This is a genomic window from Acinetobacter sp. YH12063 (assembly GCF_013419715.1).
Classification (GTDB): Bacteria; Pseudomonadota; Gammaproteobacteria; order Pseudomonadales; family Moraxellaceae; genus Acinetobacter; species Acinetobacter amyesii.
On the sequence record NZ_VOZO01000007.1, the window covers coordinates 159,694 to 180,442 of the forward strand.

16 protein-coding genes are annotated in these 20,749 nt (G+C 39.7%); 5 read left to right on the forward strand and 11 right to left on the reverse strand.

Annotation, left to right across the window (positions count from 1 at the left end; all coding sequences use genetic code 11):
• Positions 1-18: 18 nt before the first annotated feature.
• The 10 genes from mtlD to FTU12_RS09930 form a co-directional block, all read right to left on the reverse strand.
• Positions 19-2,190, reverse strand: a complete 2,172-nt coding sequence (gene mtlD / locus FTU12_RS09885; protein WP_180114266.1) for a bifunctional mannitol-1-phosphate dehydrogenase/phosphatase — start codon at positions 2,188-2,190, stop codon at positions 19-21.
• Positions 2,191-2,425: 235 nt separating this feature from the next.
• Complete coding sequence (locus tag FTU12_RS09890) at positions 2,426-3,646, reverse strand: MFS transporter (RefSeq protein ID WP_180114267.1); 1,221 nt, start codon at positions 3,644-3,646, stop codon at positions 2,426-2,428.
• A gap of 111 nt (positions 3,647-3,757) precedes the next feature.
• Positions 3,758-6,025 carry a TonB-dependent receptor gene (locus FTU12_RS09895; RefSeq protein ID WP_180114268.1) on the reverse strand — a complete coding sequence of 756 codons (2,268 nt, stop codon included), beginning with the start codon at positions 6,023-6,025 and terminating at the stop codon, positions 3,758-3,760.
• A gap of 15 nt (positions 6,026-6,040) precedes the next feature.
• The gene (locus FTU12_RS09900; RefSeq protein ID WP_257227309.1) at positions 6,041-7,312 is read right to left on the reverse strand and encodes an MFS transporter; all 1,272 of its coding nucleotides are present in this window, start codon (positions 7,310-7,312) and stop codon (positions 6,041-6,043) included.
• Positions 7,288-7,680: a hypothetical protein gene (locus FTU12_RS09905; RefSeq protein WP_078190999.1), complete on the reverse strand. Its 393-nt coding sequence runs from the start codon at positions 7,678-7,680 to the stop codon at positions 7,288-7,290. The genes FTU12_RS09900 and FTU12_RS09905 overlap by 25 nt, the downstream gene beginning before the upstream one ends.
• On the reverse strand, positions 7,677-8,309 hold the full coding sequence (locus FTU12_RS09910; RefSeq protein ID WP_168378659.1) for a GNAT family N-acetyltransferase: 633 nt from the start codon (positions 8,307-8,309) through the stop codon (positions 7,677-7,679). Before FTU12_RS09910 ends, FTU12_RS09905 begins: the two co-directional genes overlap by 4 nt.
• 54 nt (positions 8,310-8,363) lie before the next feature.
• A complete protein-coding gene (locus FTU12_RS09915) occupies positions 8,364-10,199 on the reverse strand; it encodes an IucA/IucC family siderophore biosynthesis protein (protein WP_180114270.1) in 1,836 nt (611 codons plus the stop codon).
• Positions 10,199-11,656 (reverse strand): lysine N(6)-hydroxylase/L-ornithine N(5)-oxygenase family protein, encoded by a 1,458-nt coding sequence (locus FTU12_RS09920; protein WP_180114271.1) that lies wholly within the window; start codon positions 11,654-11,656, stop codon positions 10,199-10,201. The genes FTU12_RS09915 and FTU12_RS09920 overlap by 1 nt, the downstream gene beginning before the upstream one ends.
• Positions 11,649-13,433 carry an IucA/IucC family siderophore biosynthesis protein gene (locus tag FTU12_RS09925; protein WP_180114272.1) on the reverse strand — a complete coding sequence of 595 codons (1,785 nt, stop codon included), beginning with the start codon at positions 13,431-13,433 and terminating at the stop codon, positions 11,649-11,651. Before FTU12_RS09925 ends, FTU12_RS09920 begins: the two co-directional genes overlap by 8 nt.
• A gap of 590 nt (positions 13,434-14,023) precedes the next feature.
• Positions 14,024-14,293 carry a hypothetical protein gene (locus FTU12_RS09930; protein WP_168378663.1) on the reverse strand — a complete coding sequence of 90 codons (270 nt, stop codon included), beginning with the start codon at positions 14,291-14,293 and terminating at the stop codon, positions 14,024-14,026.
• Positions 14,294-14,832: 539 nt separating this feature from the next.
• Between FTU12_RS09930 and FTU12_RS09935 the strand changes: the two genes are divergently transcribed.
• Both FTU12_RS09935 and FTU12_RS09940 read left to right on the forward strand, forming a co-directional pair.
• Complete coding sequence (locus FTU12_RS09935; RefSeq protein ID WP_180114273.1) at positions 14,833-15,660, forward strand: PAAR domain-containing protein; 828 nt, start codon at positions 14,833-14,835, stop codon at positions 15,658-15,660.
• Positions 15,660-16,337: a hypothetical protein gene (locus FTU12_RS09940; protein ID WP_180114274.1), complete on the forward strand. Its 678-nt coding sequence runs from the start codon at positions 15,660-15,662 to the stop codon at positions 16,335-16,337. The genes FTU12_RS09935 and FTU12_RS09940 overlap by 1 nt, the downstream gene beginning before the upstream one ends.
• 356 nt (positions 16,338-16,693) lie before the next feature.
• Here FTU12_RS09940 and ybaK read toward each other — a convergent pair whose 3' ends face one another.
• Positions 16,694-17,161, reverse strand: a complete 468-nt coding sequence (gene ybaK / locus FTU12_RS09945; RefSeq protein WP_180114291.1) for a Cys-tRNA(Pro) deacylase — start codon at positions 17,159-17,161, stop codon at positions 16,694-16,696.
• Positions 17,162-17,314: 153 nt separating this feature from the next.
• On the opposite strand from ybaK, the gene FTU12_RS09950 reads away from it, so the two are divergent.
• The 3 genes from FTU12_RS09950 to FTU12_RS09960 all read left to right on the forward strand — a co-directional run bounded on the left by FTU12_RS09950 (position 17,315) and on the right by FTU12_RS09960 (position 20,736).
• The gene (locus FTU12_RS09950; protein ID WP_180114275.1) at positions 17,315-18,217 is read left to right on the forward strand and encodes an acyl-CoA thioesterase II; all 903 of its coding nucleotides are present in this window, start codon (positions 17,315-17,317) and stop codon (positions 18,215-18,217) included.
• Positions 18,218-18,298: 81 nt separating this feature from the next.
• A complete protein-coding gene (locus FTU12_RS09955; RefSeq protein WP_180114276.1) occupies positions 18,299-18,934 on the forward strand; it encodes a CDP-alcohol phosphatidyltransferase family protein in 636 nt (211 codons plus the stop codon).
• A 47-nt stretch (positions 18,935-18,981) separates the two neighbouring features.
• On the forward strand, positions 18,982-20,736 hold the full coding sequence (locus FTU12_RS09960) for a bifunctional alpha/beta hydrolase/class I SAM-dependent methyltransferase (RefSeq protein ID WP_180114277.1): 1,755 nt from the start codon (positions 18,982-18,984) through the stop codon (positions 20,734-20,736).
• Positions 20,737-20,749: the final 13 nt, after the last annotated feature.

Genomic DNA, 20,749 nt, shown 5'->3' on the forward strand with positions numbered 1-20,749 from the left:
ACAGATGAGCGTTAAATTTTAGGCCAATTTGGCTGCGCCTTTCTGATCTTGCATTACAGAATGGTTGCTCAAAGCTCTAAACTGCTCTGTTGACTGTACAGCAAATTGCTGCAACTGTGACATTACATTGGCCTCAATCTGTTCGATCCGTTGCAGTTGTTCAAGCTCGTTGGCCTTTTTCAGCTCGGAAAATTGCAACTGGATAAACTTGATGACCTGATCCATCGAACATTGATTAACACTCACGGCATACATCAAACCATAGACAATCCCTTGCTGTAGATGTGTTGTATCCAGTCCACATTTTAAGTTGGTTGCCAACGAGCCCAACACTCGTTCATTAAATGCAAGTTTGCGTAAAGGATCTCGTGCCACGCGCGCACATGGATCTTTATACGCATGTTCACAAGAGTTTATAAAGCTTTCTGCCAGTCGTGTTAAATCAAAAGCACGATTTGGTAAGCGCAGTGCTAAACCAGCCTGCACCTCGTCAATGAGTTCATGCATAAATTGATCAACCCGATGATCTGCAAGTGCCACACCTATGGTTTGATGATTTAACAGTGCAGATTGCCAAGCCAACATGGCATGCACGCCATTCCATAAGCGATTTTTAATTAACTGGATATCTTCAATATGATCGACCAAAATTATTTGACGCATTTTTTCTAACAAAGGACTGTTATTTTCAACATAGATCGGCATGTCAGCTTCAGCATTGAATAAAATTAAATCCATGCTTTGCAATATATGACTTGGGTGAAAATTGCGTCGCATATCCTCAACATATAAAGTAGCTTGACGCTCCTGATCAGGATTTAATTTCGTCGCATCTTCTAAGTCTAATTGAGCATCCACTTCAACTTCATCTAATTGAAATTGTTTGAAAATATTATATTTTATACGGAGCTGACGATATAAATTTTGGTCACTCAACTTAGATACCATGCGGTTGACCACGGTATCGCAAAAATAGTGTTGTTGCATGATTTTCTCAGCAACGACCGCTCCGGCAAGCTCAGTTAAAGCCTGTTTTAAATGTGACATTAATAATTGTTTTGCCCCGACTTTATTCAAAATGATGAGTATCGTTAGGGGTTCTATGGCTTTTTCATCATTTGCAATATGTCGTGCATACAGGCCTTGTGCAATGGTATTGGCTTCTTCCGCAATCGCTTTTTCAGGCAAACAGATGGCAACCAAACTCGACTCTGTGTACATCTCTTGCATCTGCTGAATATTTTCAGCATCAATGACTGCCATATTTTCAATGCGTTCGTCATAAGACAATTGACCATAGCGAATACTATAGGTACCAAATGCATTGACCGCAGAGCGATATAAAGAGTTACGAGTCGATGCATAGATTTTTTTCGGGCGAGTATAACCATCCCAATGCGACAAAATTTGAGCTAAATAGCCACCACCAATCGCTCCAAAACCATGAATACCGACAGTGAGCTGATTAAGGGTTTGTGGAAAAGCCTCTTGCACATGCGGCATCTCTAAATGCGCAGTGAACGGGTCAAGTTCCGTCAAACAGTCATACATACATTCATAATAATATTTGGCTTTGGACAGCATGTTTTGATTGGGCGATTTAATATCTTTAAACAGTACGGTAATACCGCCAGCGTCAAAGGCCGAAGTCACACCATTTTCCGAGTCTTCAAACATCAAACAATCAGCAGGATTTAAATTCAGCTTTGCGGCAGCACGCATAAATATTTCAGGATGTGGCTTACCATTTTCAACTTCATCGCCACAGACTAAGACATCAAAGAACTTATACACATTGGCATTGATGAGATATTCTTCTGCGATTGCACGGCGACTCGATGTTGCCACGGCCATCCTCAGTCCTGACTTACGTAAGCGTTCTAATACTTGAACCAAGCCTTTTTTGATCGGTACACCAAACTGACGAACATGCTCCAACTCTAATTCATCTGCGAGTTTGCGAATATCTGCGTATGGAATGTTTTCATCATATTCAGCTTGGGCCAATCGATGCGCGCTTTGTGCACTTAACCCCAAACAATTCATCAGATATGATTCGGAAAACTCAACACCGGTCAATTCAAGAGATGCCTGTTTCAATGTTTGAAACCGTAAACGTTCAGTATCAAACATTGTTCCATCCATATCAAAAATGGCGCCCAGAACCAAATCATTATTAAATTTAAGCATTTAACCTCCGTTATTTTTTATGTGAAAAGAATAACGGAGAAAACTATTGATTCAGTACTTTGAGAATTAATGAAACAATTGTGGTTATTTTTTAATCAAAAAGCTTGCTTTTAAAATCTATTTTGTAAAATCAATCGCTGATCAAGTAACATCATGTAATCAAAACCCACTGTTGTCAGGATAGGCCTATCTTCACACCGACCTATTGAAGTAAGTATACAAGTCTCTGCATATTTCACTCAGTTACTCGCTTCACGGTTTGAGTTTTGGTTTGAAATAAAAAGAATACGATTAAACCAAGCATCACTAAAAATAAAAAATAATACGGAAATTCTTTGTGCCACTGGTATAAACCCGTACTAATCAGTGGCCCGACAACAAAACTCAAAGCCTGAGTGGCTGTACACCAACTTGCCACCTTAGTCTGTAACGCACTGGGCGCCGTTTGCGCTGCACCCGTTGTAAATGCAGGGATTAAACATGCTACCGATATACCATATAACAGGTACGTGGCTTGAAATATCCGTAATTCATTGGTGAAAACCGAAATCAGCAAGGCTACTGCCATGCTAAACAGCCCAACCCACAGTAAGCGATATACGGACCAATTTAAATACTTAGAAATCAGCGTTTGCATAATCACCAAAGCAATACCGACGACAAGAGAACATTCTGCAAAATGCACTGCGCCTTCTGCAGCAGTCATATTAAAGCGGTCTTGAATATAAAACCCGGCCGTTAAATTTACGGTCACGATGGCAAGATAGAGACTGAATCCCAACATTAACCAAGGATAGCATTGCTGAATGCTCAAATCCGTAGATGGTATCTCATCCTTAGCTGTCACTGGCTTTTCAACGCTATGCTGTTCGGTATGTCGATCAAAGCTGAACACCAAGACCACAGAAATCAACGCTAAAATAATGATTGCTGCCCAAAGCGGCGTCATGATTCCACCAAAGCCCAGCAGCAAGGTGGTTAGAAATGGACCAATGATCACGCCTGCACTATTTAATGCACCGAATTTTGACATTGCTTGTGAACGCTGCTGCTCATTGCTAAAACGGGTCATCACATAAGTTTGCAAGGCAATCTGTGGCATCGCCATAAATACCCCAGTCGCTGCGCGTGACAACATTAATAAACTAAATAGCAGCAACATCCCTATATGAACAGTAAGGCCATACATCAACACGGCTGTAAATAGCCCCCATGTCACAGCCATGCCCACAAAACCGATACTCAAGAGTTGATAAATCGAAAACTTAGATTGATTTTTTGAAATGTAAATGGCACCGACAGCCATCAGCAGCGCACCGACGGAAACCATCGCGCCACCTTGTAGCTCAGTAAGTTTTAACTCACGAACCAATGGCGCCAACAGCGGCAATATCATCGAGAAACTTGCACCATTGGCAAGACTGGCGGCAATAAACAGTTTGTTATTTCGATCCATTATTTTTGTTATCCATTTTTAATGGCTACGTTATAAACAATAGAGGTGACTTAAGCCACCTCTATTTTGTAAGTCACGATACCGTGCTTTAAACCCGATTCAGGAGTTAAATTAGTATTTCACCGTATAACTTAAACCGTAGGTACGACCTTGAGCAGCTAGGCTAGAAATTGGGCCATAGACAGTTTCAACCGACTGGCTGTATACCGATTTATAATCCGTATTCCACACGTTGTAGACACCAAAGCCCACATTACCCGGTCCTACTTTTGCATTGGCAATCACGTCCATCGTTGCAAAGCCTTTAATTGCCGCTGCTGGAGCAGATCCATATTTCACAGCGTCTTTTTGGGCTTTGTCTGTACCGCCAATCGCTAAAGCTTGAACACGTAGGCTCATGTCATTATCAAATTGCCATTCTGAAAATGCTGTTCCTTTTAAAGGTGCTACACGAATAGCATCCAACTCTTGCCAGTCACCTTGGGTATTTTTAAATTGGCCCGTGGTATATGCAACTGTGCCCCCAACCGTCCAATTTGGTTGAACTTGATAACTGGCATTGGCTTCGACACCATAGATACGCTCATCGGTATCAATAACATCAATGGTGTAATTCGGCGCACCAAATTTCAGGCTTTTATCTGAGTCATTATAAAAAGCTGTCACTCCTGCATTTAAACCACCGGCATTTTGTACACGCCAACCGAGTTCATAGTTATTGACTTTAATCGGGTCAATGGTTTGGCTATTAATCACAGAATTTGCTGGCACATCACGCAGCATACGTTGCACATCGGGCAAGTTTGAACCTTGTGAGAAATTGGCAAACACTTGCTGTGCATCAGTTAAGTGATACACCGCGCCAACATTAAACAGCGTTGCATCATGTTTTACATTGCCGCCATTCAGTGTTTTCGCCACATAGCCTGGGGTTAAATCTGCAGTAATGGCTTCCATATAAGGCACAGATGAATCGACATCGCTTTCTACACGTTCATGGCGAATGCCAGCTTGTAAGCCAAGTTGGTCGGTTAATTCATATTGCGCTTGGGCAAATACGCCAAGTTTTTCTGTTTCAACATCTGGGCCAAAGGCATAGTAGTTAAACGGCTGATAACTCAAACCATTACTTTGAATAAACGTTGCGCTGTCATACATTTGGATATTTTGTTGATCTTTTTCATTTTCATAATCCACACCATAGGTTAGCCCCAGTTCACGACCATTTAAGTTAAGATCTTTTTGTAGAGCAACACGTGCGCCTAACACATCAATATCGGTTTCTGACTGATACACCAAGAAGAGTTCAGGTGCCATTTGACGTGCAGATGGGAACCAACGTGCCTTTTCATTTCGATAATATGTTTCAGCGTTTAGACGATGTCCTAAAATATCTTGATTTTCATATTGCGCATTGACGCTATAACGTTCAGTTTGTGGTTGTTCAGCGAGTTGTAAGCCTTTTACCGCATTTAATGACAACGGCAGCTTTCCACCCACGGGCTGCGAGCGCAGCGCATTTAAATTTGGACCATAGTCAGGGCCATAGTCACTATCTTGTTCATCATTATAATATTGCGCACCGAAACTCAGCGTTTGACCATCAGCAATTTTCCAACTGACACGACCATTTAGATCTAAAGTGTCGGTATCTTGACGGTCTGTTTGCGCAATTTCAGGTCCAATACGGTTGCCATGACTATCTTGTATTTCACCACGTTTGGTATAGCTTGCACCTAAAGTTCCGCGTAAATTGCCTTGATTAAAGTTCATGGTTTGTGCAGCTTCATAAGCCAGAGCATCAGACTTAAAGTTATTACCAGAAGTAATACCGACTTTCGTTTCAAAACTCAGCGGCTCAGATCCACCACGTTTGGTAATGATATTGATAATACCGCCTGTCGCACCTGAACCATAAATACTACTTGCGCCAGAGACCACTTCAATTCGTTCAATCATCGACGGGCTAATACTCGCCAGTTGTCGAGATCCATCACGATATCCCGTTTGCGGCACACCATCAATCATGTATTGCACCACACGTCCACGCATGGTCATCCCATAGTTAGACGTTGTACCACTTGAAGGAGTCAGTGATGGCACCAATAAACCAACAATATCAGCTGTGCTTTTACCAGCATTGGCTTGTTTTTCAATTTCTTCTTTGGGAATGCTGTATACCGTACCCGCAATATCGGCAATGCTTTTCGCAGAACGAGTTGCCGTCACAACAATCGGTGCCATTTTAGTAGCTTCTGCAGTTTGCGTTTCGACCGCAGCATTTTGTGCTGTGTCTGATGTGACGTCTTGCGCATAAAGCTGAGTACAAATTGCAAGGCTGAGACAAGTCATTTGCATCGGTAGAGCTAAACGTTTCATATTCTTTTCCATTTCTTAGAGTTCCGATTGAGTCGGAAGTGTTTGAGTTTTTAAATTTTGTGTTTTTAAAACAATGCATTGACTAATTAAGACACTGATCGCGGAGCCGATTGCCAGTACCAAGTAAAAATGTCCATAGCCTAATGATTTTGCGAGAAAGCCTGAAAATGCGCCGCCAATAAAGTAAACGAGCAATTCAAAGCAAACTAATATGGTGAAATCGGTACCTGCCTGTTCTTTAGAACTGGTCTGCATGAAATAGGCATAGAGTGATGTCATGGCGATATAACGAATGGCTAGCATCAACACGACAAATAGACCTAAAAGCAGATGCCATTGATTCAACCACTCCAATACAACGGCTGCCCCAATGACGGCATATAGCAATGTACGTAACCATCCTGCCCAGACCAACAATTGCGTCGCTTTGATTTTTTTCAGCAATACAGCTGCACTAACAGCTGCAATCAGACCGACACCGGCACCGACCACAGACATCAACACCCCGATCTGAGACAGTGACCATTTTTGATCGATCAACATGGGATTCAGCATTGCCATAGCGGGTGCTTCCACCACGCGATAACAAACGATGAGCAGCAAGGCCCAACGAATCGCAGGTCGTTTAAACGCTTGTCGTAGGCTTGGTTTGGCTTTGGCAATTTGAGTTTGTGGTTCTTCTTGAATAAAAAACACAGCAAACATGGTTAAAAATGTCAGCAGCGCTAAAGTTGTGAGCGCTGACTGCCAACCCCAATATTGGTAAATCCATAAAGTTGCAGCGCCACCTAGCATGCTACCGACGGCCACCCCAATACTCTGTGCCATACTGCCCAGACGGTAATTGCCTTCAGTAAATTTCTCTACGGTATAACCATCAATCGCAATATCTTGCGTTGCTGCAAACGTTGAAATCCATAAACCAACAATGACAAATAAAGTCAGCCCATAAGAAAACTGCGTAAAGGCTAAAACCAATACCCCCAGTACCAATGCGATTTGCGTGAATAATAGCCATGTTTTACGTTTACCGAGTTTTTTGAGATAGAGCTGATCGATCCAAGGCGCCCAAAAAAACTTGAATGCCCATGGAATGTAAAGCAGCGATAACATGCCGATCCAGCGTAAATCTACCCCTTGATGTCGTAAAATGGCAGGCAAAGCCACATTGTAAAAATACAAAGGCAATGCATGTGCTAAGTACAAAATAATCACGACGCTCAAACTCAGGACTGAAATTTGAGATGGTGAAATTGCATGATTTAATTTTCTTGAGTGTTGTTGCATATCCACCTCTGCACTGCCCATTGCAGCGCATCAGACTGTTCTAATGAAACGTAATAAGGCACACGCCACGCTGCATGCAGCGCGGGTGTATTTAAACGTTTGAAGTCATCTGGATCTTGCGCAATACGCACCAAACCCAAACAATATTGAAAAAAGAGATGTTTAAACTTCTTGTACCAAACGGCCTGTATTTGCCGATATTCTTCAGGAAAAGTCGTTCCCTCAGCCGTTTGCATAACCAAAACAAAGGGCTGACTTTTCAGAAAAAAGCGCTCAACTTGAGTCAACCATTGTTCAAACTCTTCCACTGAAACATGCGCTGAAAAGCGCATGTCCAGTATGTGCATGTGGGTGCAGCGATAACTCATGACACCGCCTTAGCTAGTTGCTGATGCTGAAATGCCTTGGAGTCGTTTAAGTAATGACCAAATTTTGAATAAAATGTTTCTCTAAAGCAGTAATACAACATGGCGGTCTTTTCAGGCATTGGGATTAGGCGCTGTGCTTCATAGCACATGTCTTCAACCACGACGGCATAAGGCTTCACACTATGATCAGGCTCTCCCACAATCTTGGCTGATGCGGCATTTTCAAAGATATAAAAACTCAATAAACGCATGACAGGACGTAAATAGCCTTTACCAAAAACGGACTTTTCACCAAATAACAAATGCCAACCTAGATCCAGCTCATCACCGTCGTAGTACAAACCTAAACGATCCCGTTTTCCCTCGTAAATCTCTGTGTAGCCCACATCTTCACCATTGACTCCTACAATCAAAATTCGGTGATGATCATCCGCCAGCATTTTTTCGTAATACACTTTTAGTTCAGTTTCTGACTTATTGAGCTGCCATTGTGGAATCACATGCGGTTCATGCATCCATTTATGAACCAAAGCCATATCTTCTGGATATTGCATTTGTCGTAAGTAGTATTGCGTCTCATTCTCATGGTATTCATAAAAATCAGGTAGTTGTCGTGATAACGTTGTCATGATGTCGTCCTTTAAATTTGTTTAATCTTTTCTGTTCTTAGCTCAAAAATCTGTTTATGACGCAATACGATTAGTTGTCGTTTTCTGTTCGGCGGTATGCTGTTGTTTCGCCCACTGATTTAAAGTGCTTGGACTCACAGGGTTTGCAATAGGATCTAAAAATACAGGTACTGGTCGTTCTGCTTCGTCGTTATAACTTGTGGTAAACAGTCGAACTCGGTTCAGACAAATTTTCTCGAAACGTGGACGGAACATGCTGAATTTTTCAATACGATCTGCCAATTCAGGATGTGCTTGATGAAATTCGTCGATCACGCTGGAGATGGTTTGCCAAAACTCAAGTTCTGTATGCTCTGGATAATCTTCAAGGAAGACATTACAGATATAACGGTAATGCACCATGAACAAACCTGTAAAGATAAAGTGACTAAGTTCTTCAGCAGGATGACGCAGTAAAATTTGCCCTTCAGTTGGTAAATTTTCGAGTTCAGGAAAATCTTCATCAACTAAATTGACATCATCAATAAAGTCCTTCAGCACCATTTTTTTCGGTAAGCCATTTTCATGGATCAACATGGTGTTTTCACCGTGGGGAGAAAAAGCCAAACCATATTTGTATAAACAAATCAGTAGCGGTGTTACACAAACTTCAGCAAAACGTTTCAGCCATTGCAAAGGGGTCAAACCTGAAGCCTCAATCAACACGGATAAAATAGACCGACCATTTATGTCTCGATGCAACAATGCTGCTTGGGAAAGTGCTAACTGGTGTTCACCAATACATGGCTCGACACTTTCACGCCATAAACAACCAAACAATTCTTTAAATTGGTAAGGCGCACCGTCTATCTGATCAAAACATGGCTGTTGCAAAGTTAAACTTGCAACTTCACCCAAAAATGCTACCTGTGTTTTTTGCAGGTCTACATCATGATGTTGAATGTCCTTCAGCCAAGCGGTCACCGCAGGTGCAGCTAAATTTCGTTTTGAAGGCAAACCTCGATATACCGCCGTATTAAAGATACTGACAGGTAACTTTACATAATGACGTTCAGGATGACTGGTATTGCATAAAGTACGAATTGATTGCATTGGCACATAGTCATCTTGTCCAATGTCCAGCTCTACAATGCGCTGATCGACGATTTCATTGGCATAGGTCGGGATTAACCACTGATGCCATTGCCATGCATGTACAGGAATAAAGTAATACTCAGTAGCATTTAAGGCGTTGTCCGCCAATTGCTGTTGAAAATCGTGTAATTGCGCAGAATTCAATTCATGGCGATATAAGCTTTTCGCATCCCAAGCCTCGGTCGAACGAAACTCAGCTAAATCACGATGAACAGCTAACCATAAGACTTTGACCGTTGGAGAAATCTCTGGTGCGGAGCTTAAATAATCATCATAGCCAAAGCCCATACGGCCTTTACTCATAATAAGCCATGGGTGTCCACGTAACATGCCTTCAATTTGATAGTGTGGCGCTGACAAGACAGCATGACTCAGCAATCGCTGTTCATCAAAAACATGGGCTTCTGCTAACCATGTATTGTTCATTTCTTTAATCAAATATGCCTTGGTAAATGGTTTCACCTCAGCTTGATTTGAAAAAGCACGAATAAATTCATGCAGATTCCATGCGGGCTCTGTTGTCGATTCACTTAACTCTCGAACGCTCCCTTCAACAATACGCCAATGCCCAAGCAGAAACTGAGTCGCTTCAAATTGATACGTTTTATCATCCAGTTTGAGTTGCCAAGTGTTATTTTCCACTGGCTGAATCTGAATAATTTCTTCATATAAAAACTCAGCAATCGCCATTTCAATCAGTCTTTGTCCTGCACGGCGCCACTGCGTTTGATTTATCTTTAATTTTGCAAATGTCATTATAATTTCTCGAGTTTAACCGTATTCTGTTCTTGCTTATTCGGCATGGTCGTATTGCGGTTCATTGCATAGTTGGCAATGGTTTTTTTAACGGAAAATGGTCTTTGGATATTGGTTTGCGCTGATTTCTTCACAATGCCCATACTGTGCATTTCAGCATTTTCACTGGGTGAAAAATGTTGGAAACTTTGCGCTTGATCACCTAAATCGTATAAGTTAAAACCCAATAATTGATTGGCAATGACCGCTGCACGGTGGGCTCCAAGCCCTAAGTCTGGTGTTCCTACACCGTGACTGTGCATTTCCTGATTTTGAACAAAAATTTCACCAACAGCGTCATGCTGTACTCGGTAGTCCTGACTGATTTTCCAACGACCGAATTCATCACACTGAATCAGCGGTTTTAGATATTTGAGATATTGCCACTCTGGACTGTGATATCCCGTTGAAGCCACAACAAAGTCTGCATCTAGATAGAATTGTTCTGCTGTGACTTTGTGCTGAAACTGCAAACGGATGCCCGCGCCATGCGGCTCGGCAGCGACCAAACCCACCTGAGCATGTAAATGCGTCTGTTGAATATTTTGACCAATGCTCCGGTGATATAGTTTTTGGTAAATATCACGAATGGTTTTTGCACTGATGCCCTTATATAACAGGCCTTGTTGCTTCAATAGTTCGGCTTTATTTTCTGGGCTCAGTTGATAAAAATGCGCGGTATAATCCGGACTAAAATGCTCCAATCCAAGTGGTGCATATTCCATCGGGAAAAACCCATTAGAACGGGTCAGCCAATGCAACTTAAACTGCGCTGTTGTGGTCTGATCCTGAATATATTGACGATCAAACAGACCCATAAAGACTTCTGCCGAAGACTGGCCTGATCCCAGTACAACCACATTCCCTTTCAAGTGATTTAACGCTGCATTGCAATAATTTGCAGAATGTAAGCAGCGCTCCGGATATTGCTGTTGTATGTCTTTTAGACACTGTGGTAAATGCGGAACATTACCCGAACCAATGACCAAATTTCGGCATTGATAACGTCTAAAACGTCCATCTTGCTCAACCATGACTTCAAAGCCTTGCTCTTGGGCATAAATGGCTTTTACGGTTGATTGATATTGAATATGCTCTAGTTGGTCTGCAACCCACTGACAATAATGATTATATTCACGTCTAGGAATCTGAGCTTGTTCTAAAAAATAGAATTTATATAAACGCTGCTGTGCCTTTAAATAGTTTAAAAAACTAAAAGGACTGGTTGGATCAACCATGGAAACCAGATCGGCCATGAACGGCACTTGCAATACCGTATTGGGCAATTGCATACCCGCATGCCAGTCGAACTGTGGTTTCTTTTCAAAAAATTGATACTGCAAATGATTTTGCTTATGTAGCAAACTCGCCAAACTGAGGTTAAATGGCCCTAAGCCTATCCCAATAAAATCAAGCATATTGCACATCCTTCTGTTCCACACATAAAGGATTTGGCAACTGTACATAAACCGATTGCTGATCGACTGGGGCAATCAATTCATCCAGCTCATACAAGCGCGTCAACAGATTACCCTTATACGGCAAGGTCGGCTGATAAAGTAATGAATGAATCAATGAACTTTCTGGATAAGCCTGATATAAGTCCAACAGTTCATTTTGCAATATCGATATCAGCACTTGCTCTTTGACATATCCAGTTGCACCAATTGCGTTGATAATGCCGAATAAAGTATTACCAAAGAAATAATAGCTAAAGCGCTCATCGACAAAGGCTTTGGAACCCACGGCATGCGCTTTTTCTTGCAACTCTGGAAACGCGCTTAAGACATCACCTGCAAGTTCTTCAATATAGTAAAAGCCTTGATTGTCACGCAGCCATAGATATTTAGGCATTGCATTTTCAAGCTCAAGTAAGACATTTTGCTGATGTGATTCAAAAGCCATTCCGTATCGGTGATACAAATACATCAGTGGTTTTAGACTGATAGCTAAGAATTGTTTAAACCAATTGATCGCAATGGCGCTTTGATCAAGTTCAGGTTGTTGTTTTGCGATTTGTTCGAATAGTGCATTAAAACGGCTTATCGGCTGTGCAGGATGATCTTGACACAATGATGCAATACAACTCACCTGCTGCTTTTCACTAAAAGGCTGATCACGGAAGATGCAAATAGTTTCATCGACTATTTCATCATCTATGCTCAATGCCATCCATGCAGGATCATTCACCGCTTTGAGCGTTGGGCATTGTTTTAAAATACGTTCACCAAGACTTGAATGCCAAAGTCGATGGGTCATTTCACCACGGTGGCATTCTTTGGCAAGATTGACTCGGATTGAATTGGTGATCATTACAGATAGTGATGGTTTTAACATCCACGGCGCTGCAAAACTTGCCATAGTCCGTACCGAAGTTGTTGGGGAAAATGACCAAGCTTTCTCGCCAAAATCGATAATTTTTAATTTGGTTTTTAAACTTTTAAACCATGCTTTTGACTGTAAATAACGTGCTTGCCAAGGATGCAAAGGCAATAACTTATAATGCGAATAGGCATTGAGCAGTGCTTGATCTGTTTCTGATAAATGCCATTGCAATTCGCTTTTCAATTGCGTTGATACAGTTTGATCTAAAGCTGAACCTTCTTGAATATATTCTGGAGCAACCAACCAATAATGCAGTTGGCTGAGACCTTTGGCTTCTGGCGAATACCTTTCCCAATCTTCATGCACAAAACCAACCCGACTTTTCGGTGCAGGATGCATGCTGTGCCCTAAAATTAAGGCCTGTTCTGATTCAATGAAACTTTGTTCCGCTTGGACCAAGGCCTCTAAATCATGTTCACGTAGTGTCAAAAATTGTGTAAGCGCTTCACGACTTTCGATCCAACGCTCTAATAATGATGAAGCATCCAGTGTATGACCTGACTCTTGTACGAGCTGTTCAAGCAATAAACTCGCGATCGCGGTGATACTAAATGACAGTTTCTGTCCTTTATTAAAAACGTATGGGAGATCTGCAAGACGATGTCTACCAACAAGGCTGACATAAGATAGTGGTACAAATAACTGTGATTGAATGCAATCTAAAGGGATGCATAACAACGTCAAGCCTTGGCTAAACGTCAATTGTGATGAATTCTGTTGATACTTTTCCAGCAAAATACCTTTACCGGTTTCTTGTGAGTATGCATTGACAAGATGCTGCATCGCCAAGCGATTAGCAAGCTCTTTCATCTGACCATATCCTCTATTTTTAAGCTTTTCCAAGCTTTGTCATGTAATTATGTTTCTTTAACTGTGCAAGTCATGCTTAGTACGCTGGCCAGCGTGAAACTATGTTAATGATAATCATTATTGTTAATAATTGCATTTTTGTGAAGATTTGCTACAGGATTGCAAATTTGGTCTTATCTCTATGTATTTAAAAATTAATTTTTTTGATATGAACTTTTCTGTTTTTATTTATACAATTTTCTGAAATGGAACTAAATGATAATTTTCTCATTTAGCATAGAACAAATGAATCGAATTGCTTATTTTTTAGCCAAATCATCACATTGTGCAACTTAAACTAAAAACCCATGTCTTTTACATGGGTTTTTATATTCTGCTTTGAACCAAGCTTTTATTTAAATCAAAGAACGAAATGTGCAGTTAAATTTTAATCATTGAAGACTTTACTGGCATCATACTGATCATGCATCTTTATTGACTATAAGCATGTATTTCATAACAAACACCTACTGATTTCTGATCCATATCTTCTATTCAGACTGGCTATACAGCATGAATGATGAATATGTACTCAAACGATTGGGGTGAAATCAATCAATTGATTTAACAACCCAATCCAAAAACTTGTGCTTATCAAAAAAGTCTGGCGCAGCATTCGCAAATACACTTTTTTCTCTGTTGTTAAATATTCCTTTGTAATAAAAAGACCTATCTGCGGTAAATTTTGACTCATCCCCTTCATGTAATTCTTTAAAGAAAATCGATAACTGCATAAATCGACTTTTAGACGCTAAACCATGTTTTTCTAATACAAAATTATAGATTTGCTCAATAATCGCTTTAGTATTTGAATAAGGCATTTTGTTGTCTCTTTATTAGATCGCTCTTTCAAATTACAGCTTTTAAATTAAAATACAACTGTTTTAGTCGGATTTTAAATACCTATTTTTTATAGGTATTTTTACATTTAAATATAATTAAGCACTATTAATGAATGAGCCTCTAAACATGAAGTTTTACTAAATTTTGCTTCTGCAACTTCATGGATTTTCGTTATTCAAAGCTAAAACGGAAATAACAAAAAAAGCCCACATTTCTGTGAGCTCTAATGTGCAACGCTTCAAAAGTCGGGAGTGTCACAAGTTTCCTTGCTAAACTGATCCGCAACATTGGTTGCTAGCTTAATATTAATATACCGAATATTTTGTACAAAAAATCCACTTTTGGGGCGTGCTTTTTGAACTTAACGAATGAGTATCACTTAGTGCCCTATTGGACATACCATGCATAAGATCAACTCTTATCGAAATTTTACAAAAACCAAAAAGAACAAACTAAATCTAACAGATAACATTCACTTTCTATTTCTTAATTTCGATATAAAAACGAGTCATACATAATGCAAGCCGTAATAACAATTGGCGATAAAACTACTCATGGCGGAATTGTAACCGAAGTAGATAATACTTTTGTTATCCAAGGAAAAGCCTCACATCTTCAGGGCATGAAACACTTCTGTCCTAAATGCAAAACAATAGTTACAGCAATTGCAAGCAATAACCTTGTTGTTATTAATGGCAAGGCCATGATAGTTGCAGGAGATAAAACTACCTGTGGTGCTACATTTCTACCTAGTCAAAATTTAGTTGGGAAAACATCTGGTGACATGTCAGGATCAAAGAGTTCAAACTCATTTGCATCAACATCTCAAAATTCCAATAATTTAACTAACAGCTTTAGCACTGAAAGAGAAAAATATATAAATTATTATATTCCTCAAAATTCTACAGATATCTTTATTAGTCATAAAGCCGTTATTCAACCCTTTGATGAAGGTGTCCAAGTTCTATCAGGCGCTGTCAGTTATTTTTTAAATTACGTTTTAAATGACAAAAATTTATTTATCAGTGTCTCAATAAATGCTTTTCCGCTATCTGAAAGTGGAAAGGTTCTACCTTATGGTAGTGTAAAAGTAAGCCGTGAAGGAAAGCTTTTGACCACAACTAAATTAACAGTTGGAAAAGGAATTTGGGATACAGATAAAAAGAAAGCACCACTTGGAAGTTGCAATATCACGTTACCAGAGCCAAACTTACAACTCGTTGAGGTTGAATTAACACTAGGATACACAGTGAAACCAGCAGATAGTGTGGGATACGTAACCCCTATTCCTCCATATAAGAAATATACTTTTAAACTAAATTCAGCAGCTAAGCGTGTAAACTAATGAAACAAATAATATTTCCATTATTACTATCAATCCTTCCACTTTCAGCTTGTGGTAATTCAAGTGAAACAGCCCCCCTTTCACAAAGTTCAGCAACTAGAGCTGATGCTGAGCTTTCTCCAGAAAGTAAAGAAATCATCAATGAATATAATCAGATACTAATTCAATCTCAAAGTGATTTGGACCCTCAAAAAACCAGTCAAAAGCTCAAAAAAATTCTACCTAAAATTTCTAAAATTAACTCAGAGAATGAACGAAATAACCTTTTACTAAACATCAATATGCGTCTTGGCAATTATGAAGAAGCCTTTGCTATTACAAATACAATTTTAGAAAAAAAAGAAACAACCAATATGAAAAATTTTCAATGTTTACTCATTGAAGTTTTAAACAAACCAAAAAAGAATATTGAAGACTGTTATTTATACAATGCTAATTTATATAAAAAACAGTTAGATAATATGCCCAAAAATGATCCCTATTACGACCAAACAGAATGGGCTTACTATGCGAGCTTATTCCATGCAGGTAAAACAGAATATAAATCTAAATTAAAGAAGCTTGTGGACTCAAAAAAATCTCCAGAAGACAAAGAAATATATGAGTCGCTCTATGAAATAGAAACAATTCCTGATGGTAGAAAATCTATTTTAGATAATTACAAATCCCAAATGTAATGCAAAAAAAAACCAACCCATGGTTGGTTTACAACATTATCAACATATATACATGCAAAGCTGACAACCCGCATTTCACATCAAATTTGGCATCAATTTCTGCGCGCTCGGTATTTCTCATATCAACTCAAGTAGCACCATAAATCTACCTACTAATAATCATATTTAGCCTACGATCCTAAATTTAGTACTCTGTATATCCAATATAAAAAGCTGCATCATGTCCAATAAATCTGTGACACTTGATGCGTCATCAAGCAAAAAGCCGCTCAATGCGGCTTTTGTTATTTTATAGATTTTGAAGTGGAAGGTATTCCCTCTAAATTCACTTAAATTTAAGTAGTCAAAAACAGCATTTAAACATCAATCACATCAGCAAAGTTTGCGCCCAAAACTTTTGCTAAATCTTCGGGTTTTAAACCAATATCCAAACCACGCTTACCGCCACTCACATAGATTTTAGCTAAGTTCTGTGCAGAAACATCGATCACAGTTTTTAAGCGTTTTTTCTGTCCAACTGGACTAATACCACCAACCAAATAACCGGTTAAACGCTCTGCATCTTTTGGGTCTGCCATTTTTAGTTTTTTACAGCCAAATGCTGTGGCCACTTTTTTCAAATTCAGCTGATATTCCACTGGCAATACGGCAACAAAGTAATTTTTATCGTCCGTAACCATCAAGGTTTTAAACACTTCTTCGGCGGTTAAACCAAGTTTTTCCGCAGCTTCTAAACCAAAACTTTTTGCTTCTGGGTCATGATCATATTCATGAAGTGTAAAGTCGATTTTATTAGATTTTAAGAGTTTACATGCAGGTGTCATTGCTTTTTCGTCATTCCATTCGGACAACTAGGAAAACTCGATTATAAGCCTATTCTCGAAAGACCGGCGAAGACTTTTATATTTTTCATGAACACGACTTGTGCAATAAGTTTGAGTTGAATACATTTAAACAAAGCAAAAATTTTAAAAAATATGACAACGCTGACTCAAGACCTCATCCAATTATTAACTGTAGTGCCCAAAGATCAGGGCTACTTTTTGGCACAGAGCAAACCTCTGTTTGGTGACTATATTTTTGGTGGGCAATTACTTGCTCAGAGCATAGTCAGTGCATCCTATACCTGCACACTCCCACTTCACTCTTTACATGCCAACTTTATTTCTGCGGGTCATGCAAATCAGCCCGTCTTATTTAAAGTCGAAAATTTACGTGATAGCCCTAGTTTTTCTACACGACAAGTGACCGCCATACAGCATGGCAAACCAATATATATGGTGATGTTGTCCTATATGAATAACGAAACGGGTATAGAGTATCAAATACCTGAACCAGATCTGATCCAACAGTTTCCACCAAGTATGCTCAAAGAGGAGCAATTCTATAAATCGCAAATCCAATCATCTATTTCACCTGAATATCTATCCACATTTTTACAGCCTTTTCAGCTTATATCTAAACCAATTGAATACGTGCTGACAGATTTGCCACCGTCCGATCAAGCTTCTGTCTTAAATCAAAATCAGTATGCTGAATATTTAAAACTCCATGATGCTTTAGATGCACAATTTGACCAACTTCATATACATCAGGCCATTGCAGCATACTATTCAGACTACAATTTATATTCTGCGGCGCTCAAAACACATGGTTTAAATTATCTGTCTCCTGAGCTCATCGCAACCAGCCTTGATCATTCGATGTATTTTCATCATGCCGTTCGGGTAGATGATTGGGTTTTCTATGACATGAATACCACCCGAACCTCCCAATCACGTGGGCTTACTCATGGGCAAATGTGGCAAGATGGAAAATTAGTCGCAAGCACCACACAAGAAAATTTAATGCGTTATACAGGCGAATCGTCAGCCCTGTGACAATCTTTAACATTCAAATTCTTGTTAAAATAAGCATCAAGCGTATAAAATTCATGCAAATCATACCGCTATAACAATAATATGCCTTCAATCTACCAACTTAAACCTGCATTTCAAAACCTGCTTCGACCTTTGGTTAAATCACTTCATCATCTTGGTATTACAGCAAATCAAGTAACACTACTGGCAATGTTCATTTCGCTTGCTGTGGCATTTTTCATTTATATTTATTTCTCTCACAACGGTATTGGTATTTTACTGTTGATTTTCCCTGTATGGATGCTTATTCGTATGGGATTCAATGCCATAGATGGCATGCTGGCACGTGAGTTCAACCAACAATCCAAACTCGGTGCTTTTTATAATGAATTATGTGATGTGATTTCTGACTCAGCACTCTATTTTAGTTTAATTTGTTTTGCTTTTATTCAAGCTGAACTGCTGATTTTAACATGTTTTCTCGCCATACTTGCTGAATATACAGGTGTGATGGCGCCATTAGTGGGTCAAGAACGTCGCTACGATGGTCCAATGGGAAAAAGTGACCGTGCTTTTGTATTTAGCATCATCTGTATCGTGATCGTGGCTTCTTCTATATTTAACTTCGGTTTAAATACATTGTCTCTTATTTGCAACAGTATTTTGATTATTATCATCTTTTTATTATTTATCACGATTTATAACCGCATTAAAAATAGCATTATCAACCCACAATAAATTTCAGTTTAGATCGTCAGTCGATTCATTATTTTGAGAACAACACAATGTATAACAATACTCAGCATACCTTTACGAGCCATGATGGAACATCCTTGTTTTATCAACATTGGGAAAATAGCAGTTTAAAAAGCAACCGTAAGAAAAAAGCGGTGATCTTATTTCATCGTGGCCATGAACATTCGGGACGAATGGCGCATTTGGTCAATGAGTTGAATTTGCCTGATTTTGATTTTTTCGCTTGGGATGCGCGAGGTCACGGTAATACTCCTGGTGAACGAGGAGATGCACCGAGCTTTTCTGCATGCGTTCAAGACATTCAATATTTTGTTCAGCATATAGAACAAAATTACCAAATTCGATCAGAAAATATAGCAATTGTAGCTCAAAGCGTTGGCGCTGTTTTAGCCGCGACATGGGTGCATGATTATGCCCCTAAAATTCGTGCTTTATGCCTTGCCTCGCCTGCATTTGACATCAAACTCTATGTGCCTTTTGCAAAACCCGGCTTAACACTCCTCAACAAATTCGCCGGCAACTTTTTTATCAATAGTTATGTCAAAGCCAAAATGTTGACGCACGATACTGCACGTGCGCAAAGTTATGACACTGACCCGCAGATCGCTCGGGCCATATCGGTCCGTATGCTGCTGGGTCTATATGCAGCCTCAGATCGAATCGTTAAAGATGCACAAAATATTTTCGTTCCTACACAGGTTTTATGTTCAGGATCTGACTTCGTGGTGCATCAAAAACCGCAATTGGCGTTTTATCAAAAACTCCCTCATCCAATGAAGGAATTTCACGTCTTAGACGGTTTTTATCATGATACTTTGGGTGAAAAACATCGCAAAATCGCCACAGATAAAATCCATCGCTTTATTCAACAATGTTTTAAACAACCCTATTCCGCACCTAAACTTTTAGATGCCGATAAAATTGGCCCGAGCTGTGCTGTTGCAGAAACCTTAAGTTCAACGCTTCCAAAACACTCTTTAAAACATGCATTTTGGAGCTTAACCAAACAAAATCTTAAAATTGGTAGTCTCTTTTCCAAGGGCTTAAAAATTGGTGAAGAGACAGGATATGACTCTGGCAGCACCTTAGATTTTGTCTGCAGAGATCAATCAGAAAGCCAAAACGCACTGGGTAAAATCATCGATCGACAATATTTAAATGCAATTGGTTGGCGTGGTATTCGCGTTAGAAAACAAAATATTGAAGCGCTATTAACGAAATATGCTTCTAAGTTAAATGATGCCCAACACGCGGTACGGATTATGGATATTGCAGCAGGCCATGGCCGATATATTTTAGATGCTGTACAAAAACTGCCTGAGCAGCCTGAATCTATTCTGCTCAGAGACTACAGTTCAATCAATGTACAAGCGGGTCAAGCAATGATTGAGCAAAGAGGTTTAAGCCAGATTGCCAAGTTTGTAGAAGCGGATGCATTTGATACCACATCACTAGCCAGTGTTGAACCTAAACCTACTCTAGCCGTGGTCTCAGGTTTATACGAATTATTTAGTGATAATGATTTACTTAGACAGTCCTTATCAGGCTTGAGTCAGGCCATTGAGAAAGATGGTTATCTTATCTACACAGGTCAAATTTGGCATCCGCAACAAGAGTTTATCGCCCGTGCCCTGACCTCACATCGCCAAGGAGATGCGTGGGTCATGCGTTTACGCTCACAAGCCGAGATGGATGCCTTGGTTGAGCAAGCAGGATTCAAGAAAATCGATCAAGTTATTGATGAGTTTGGTATTTTCACCGTTTCCGTTGCACAAAAAATTTAAGCTCGGACGGTCA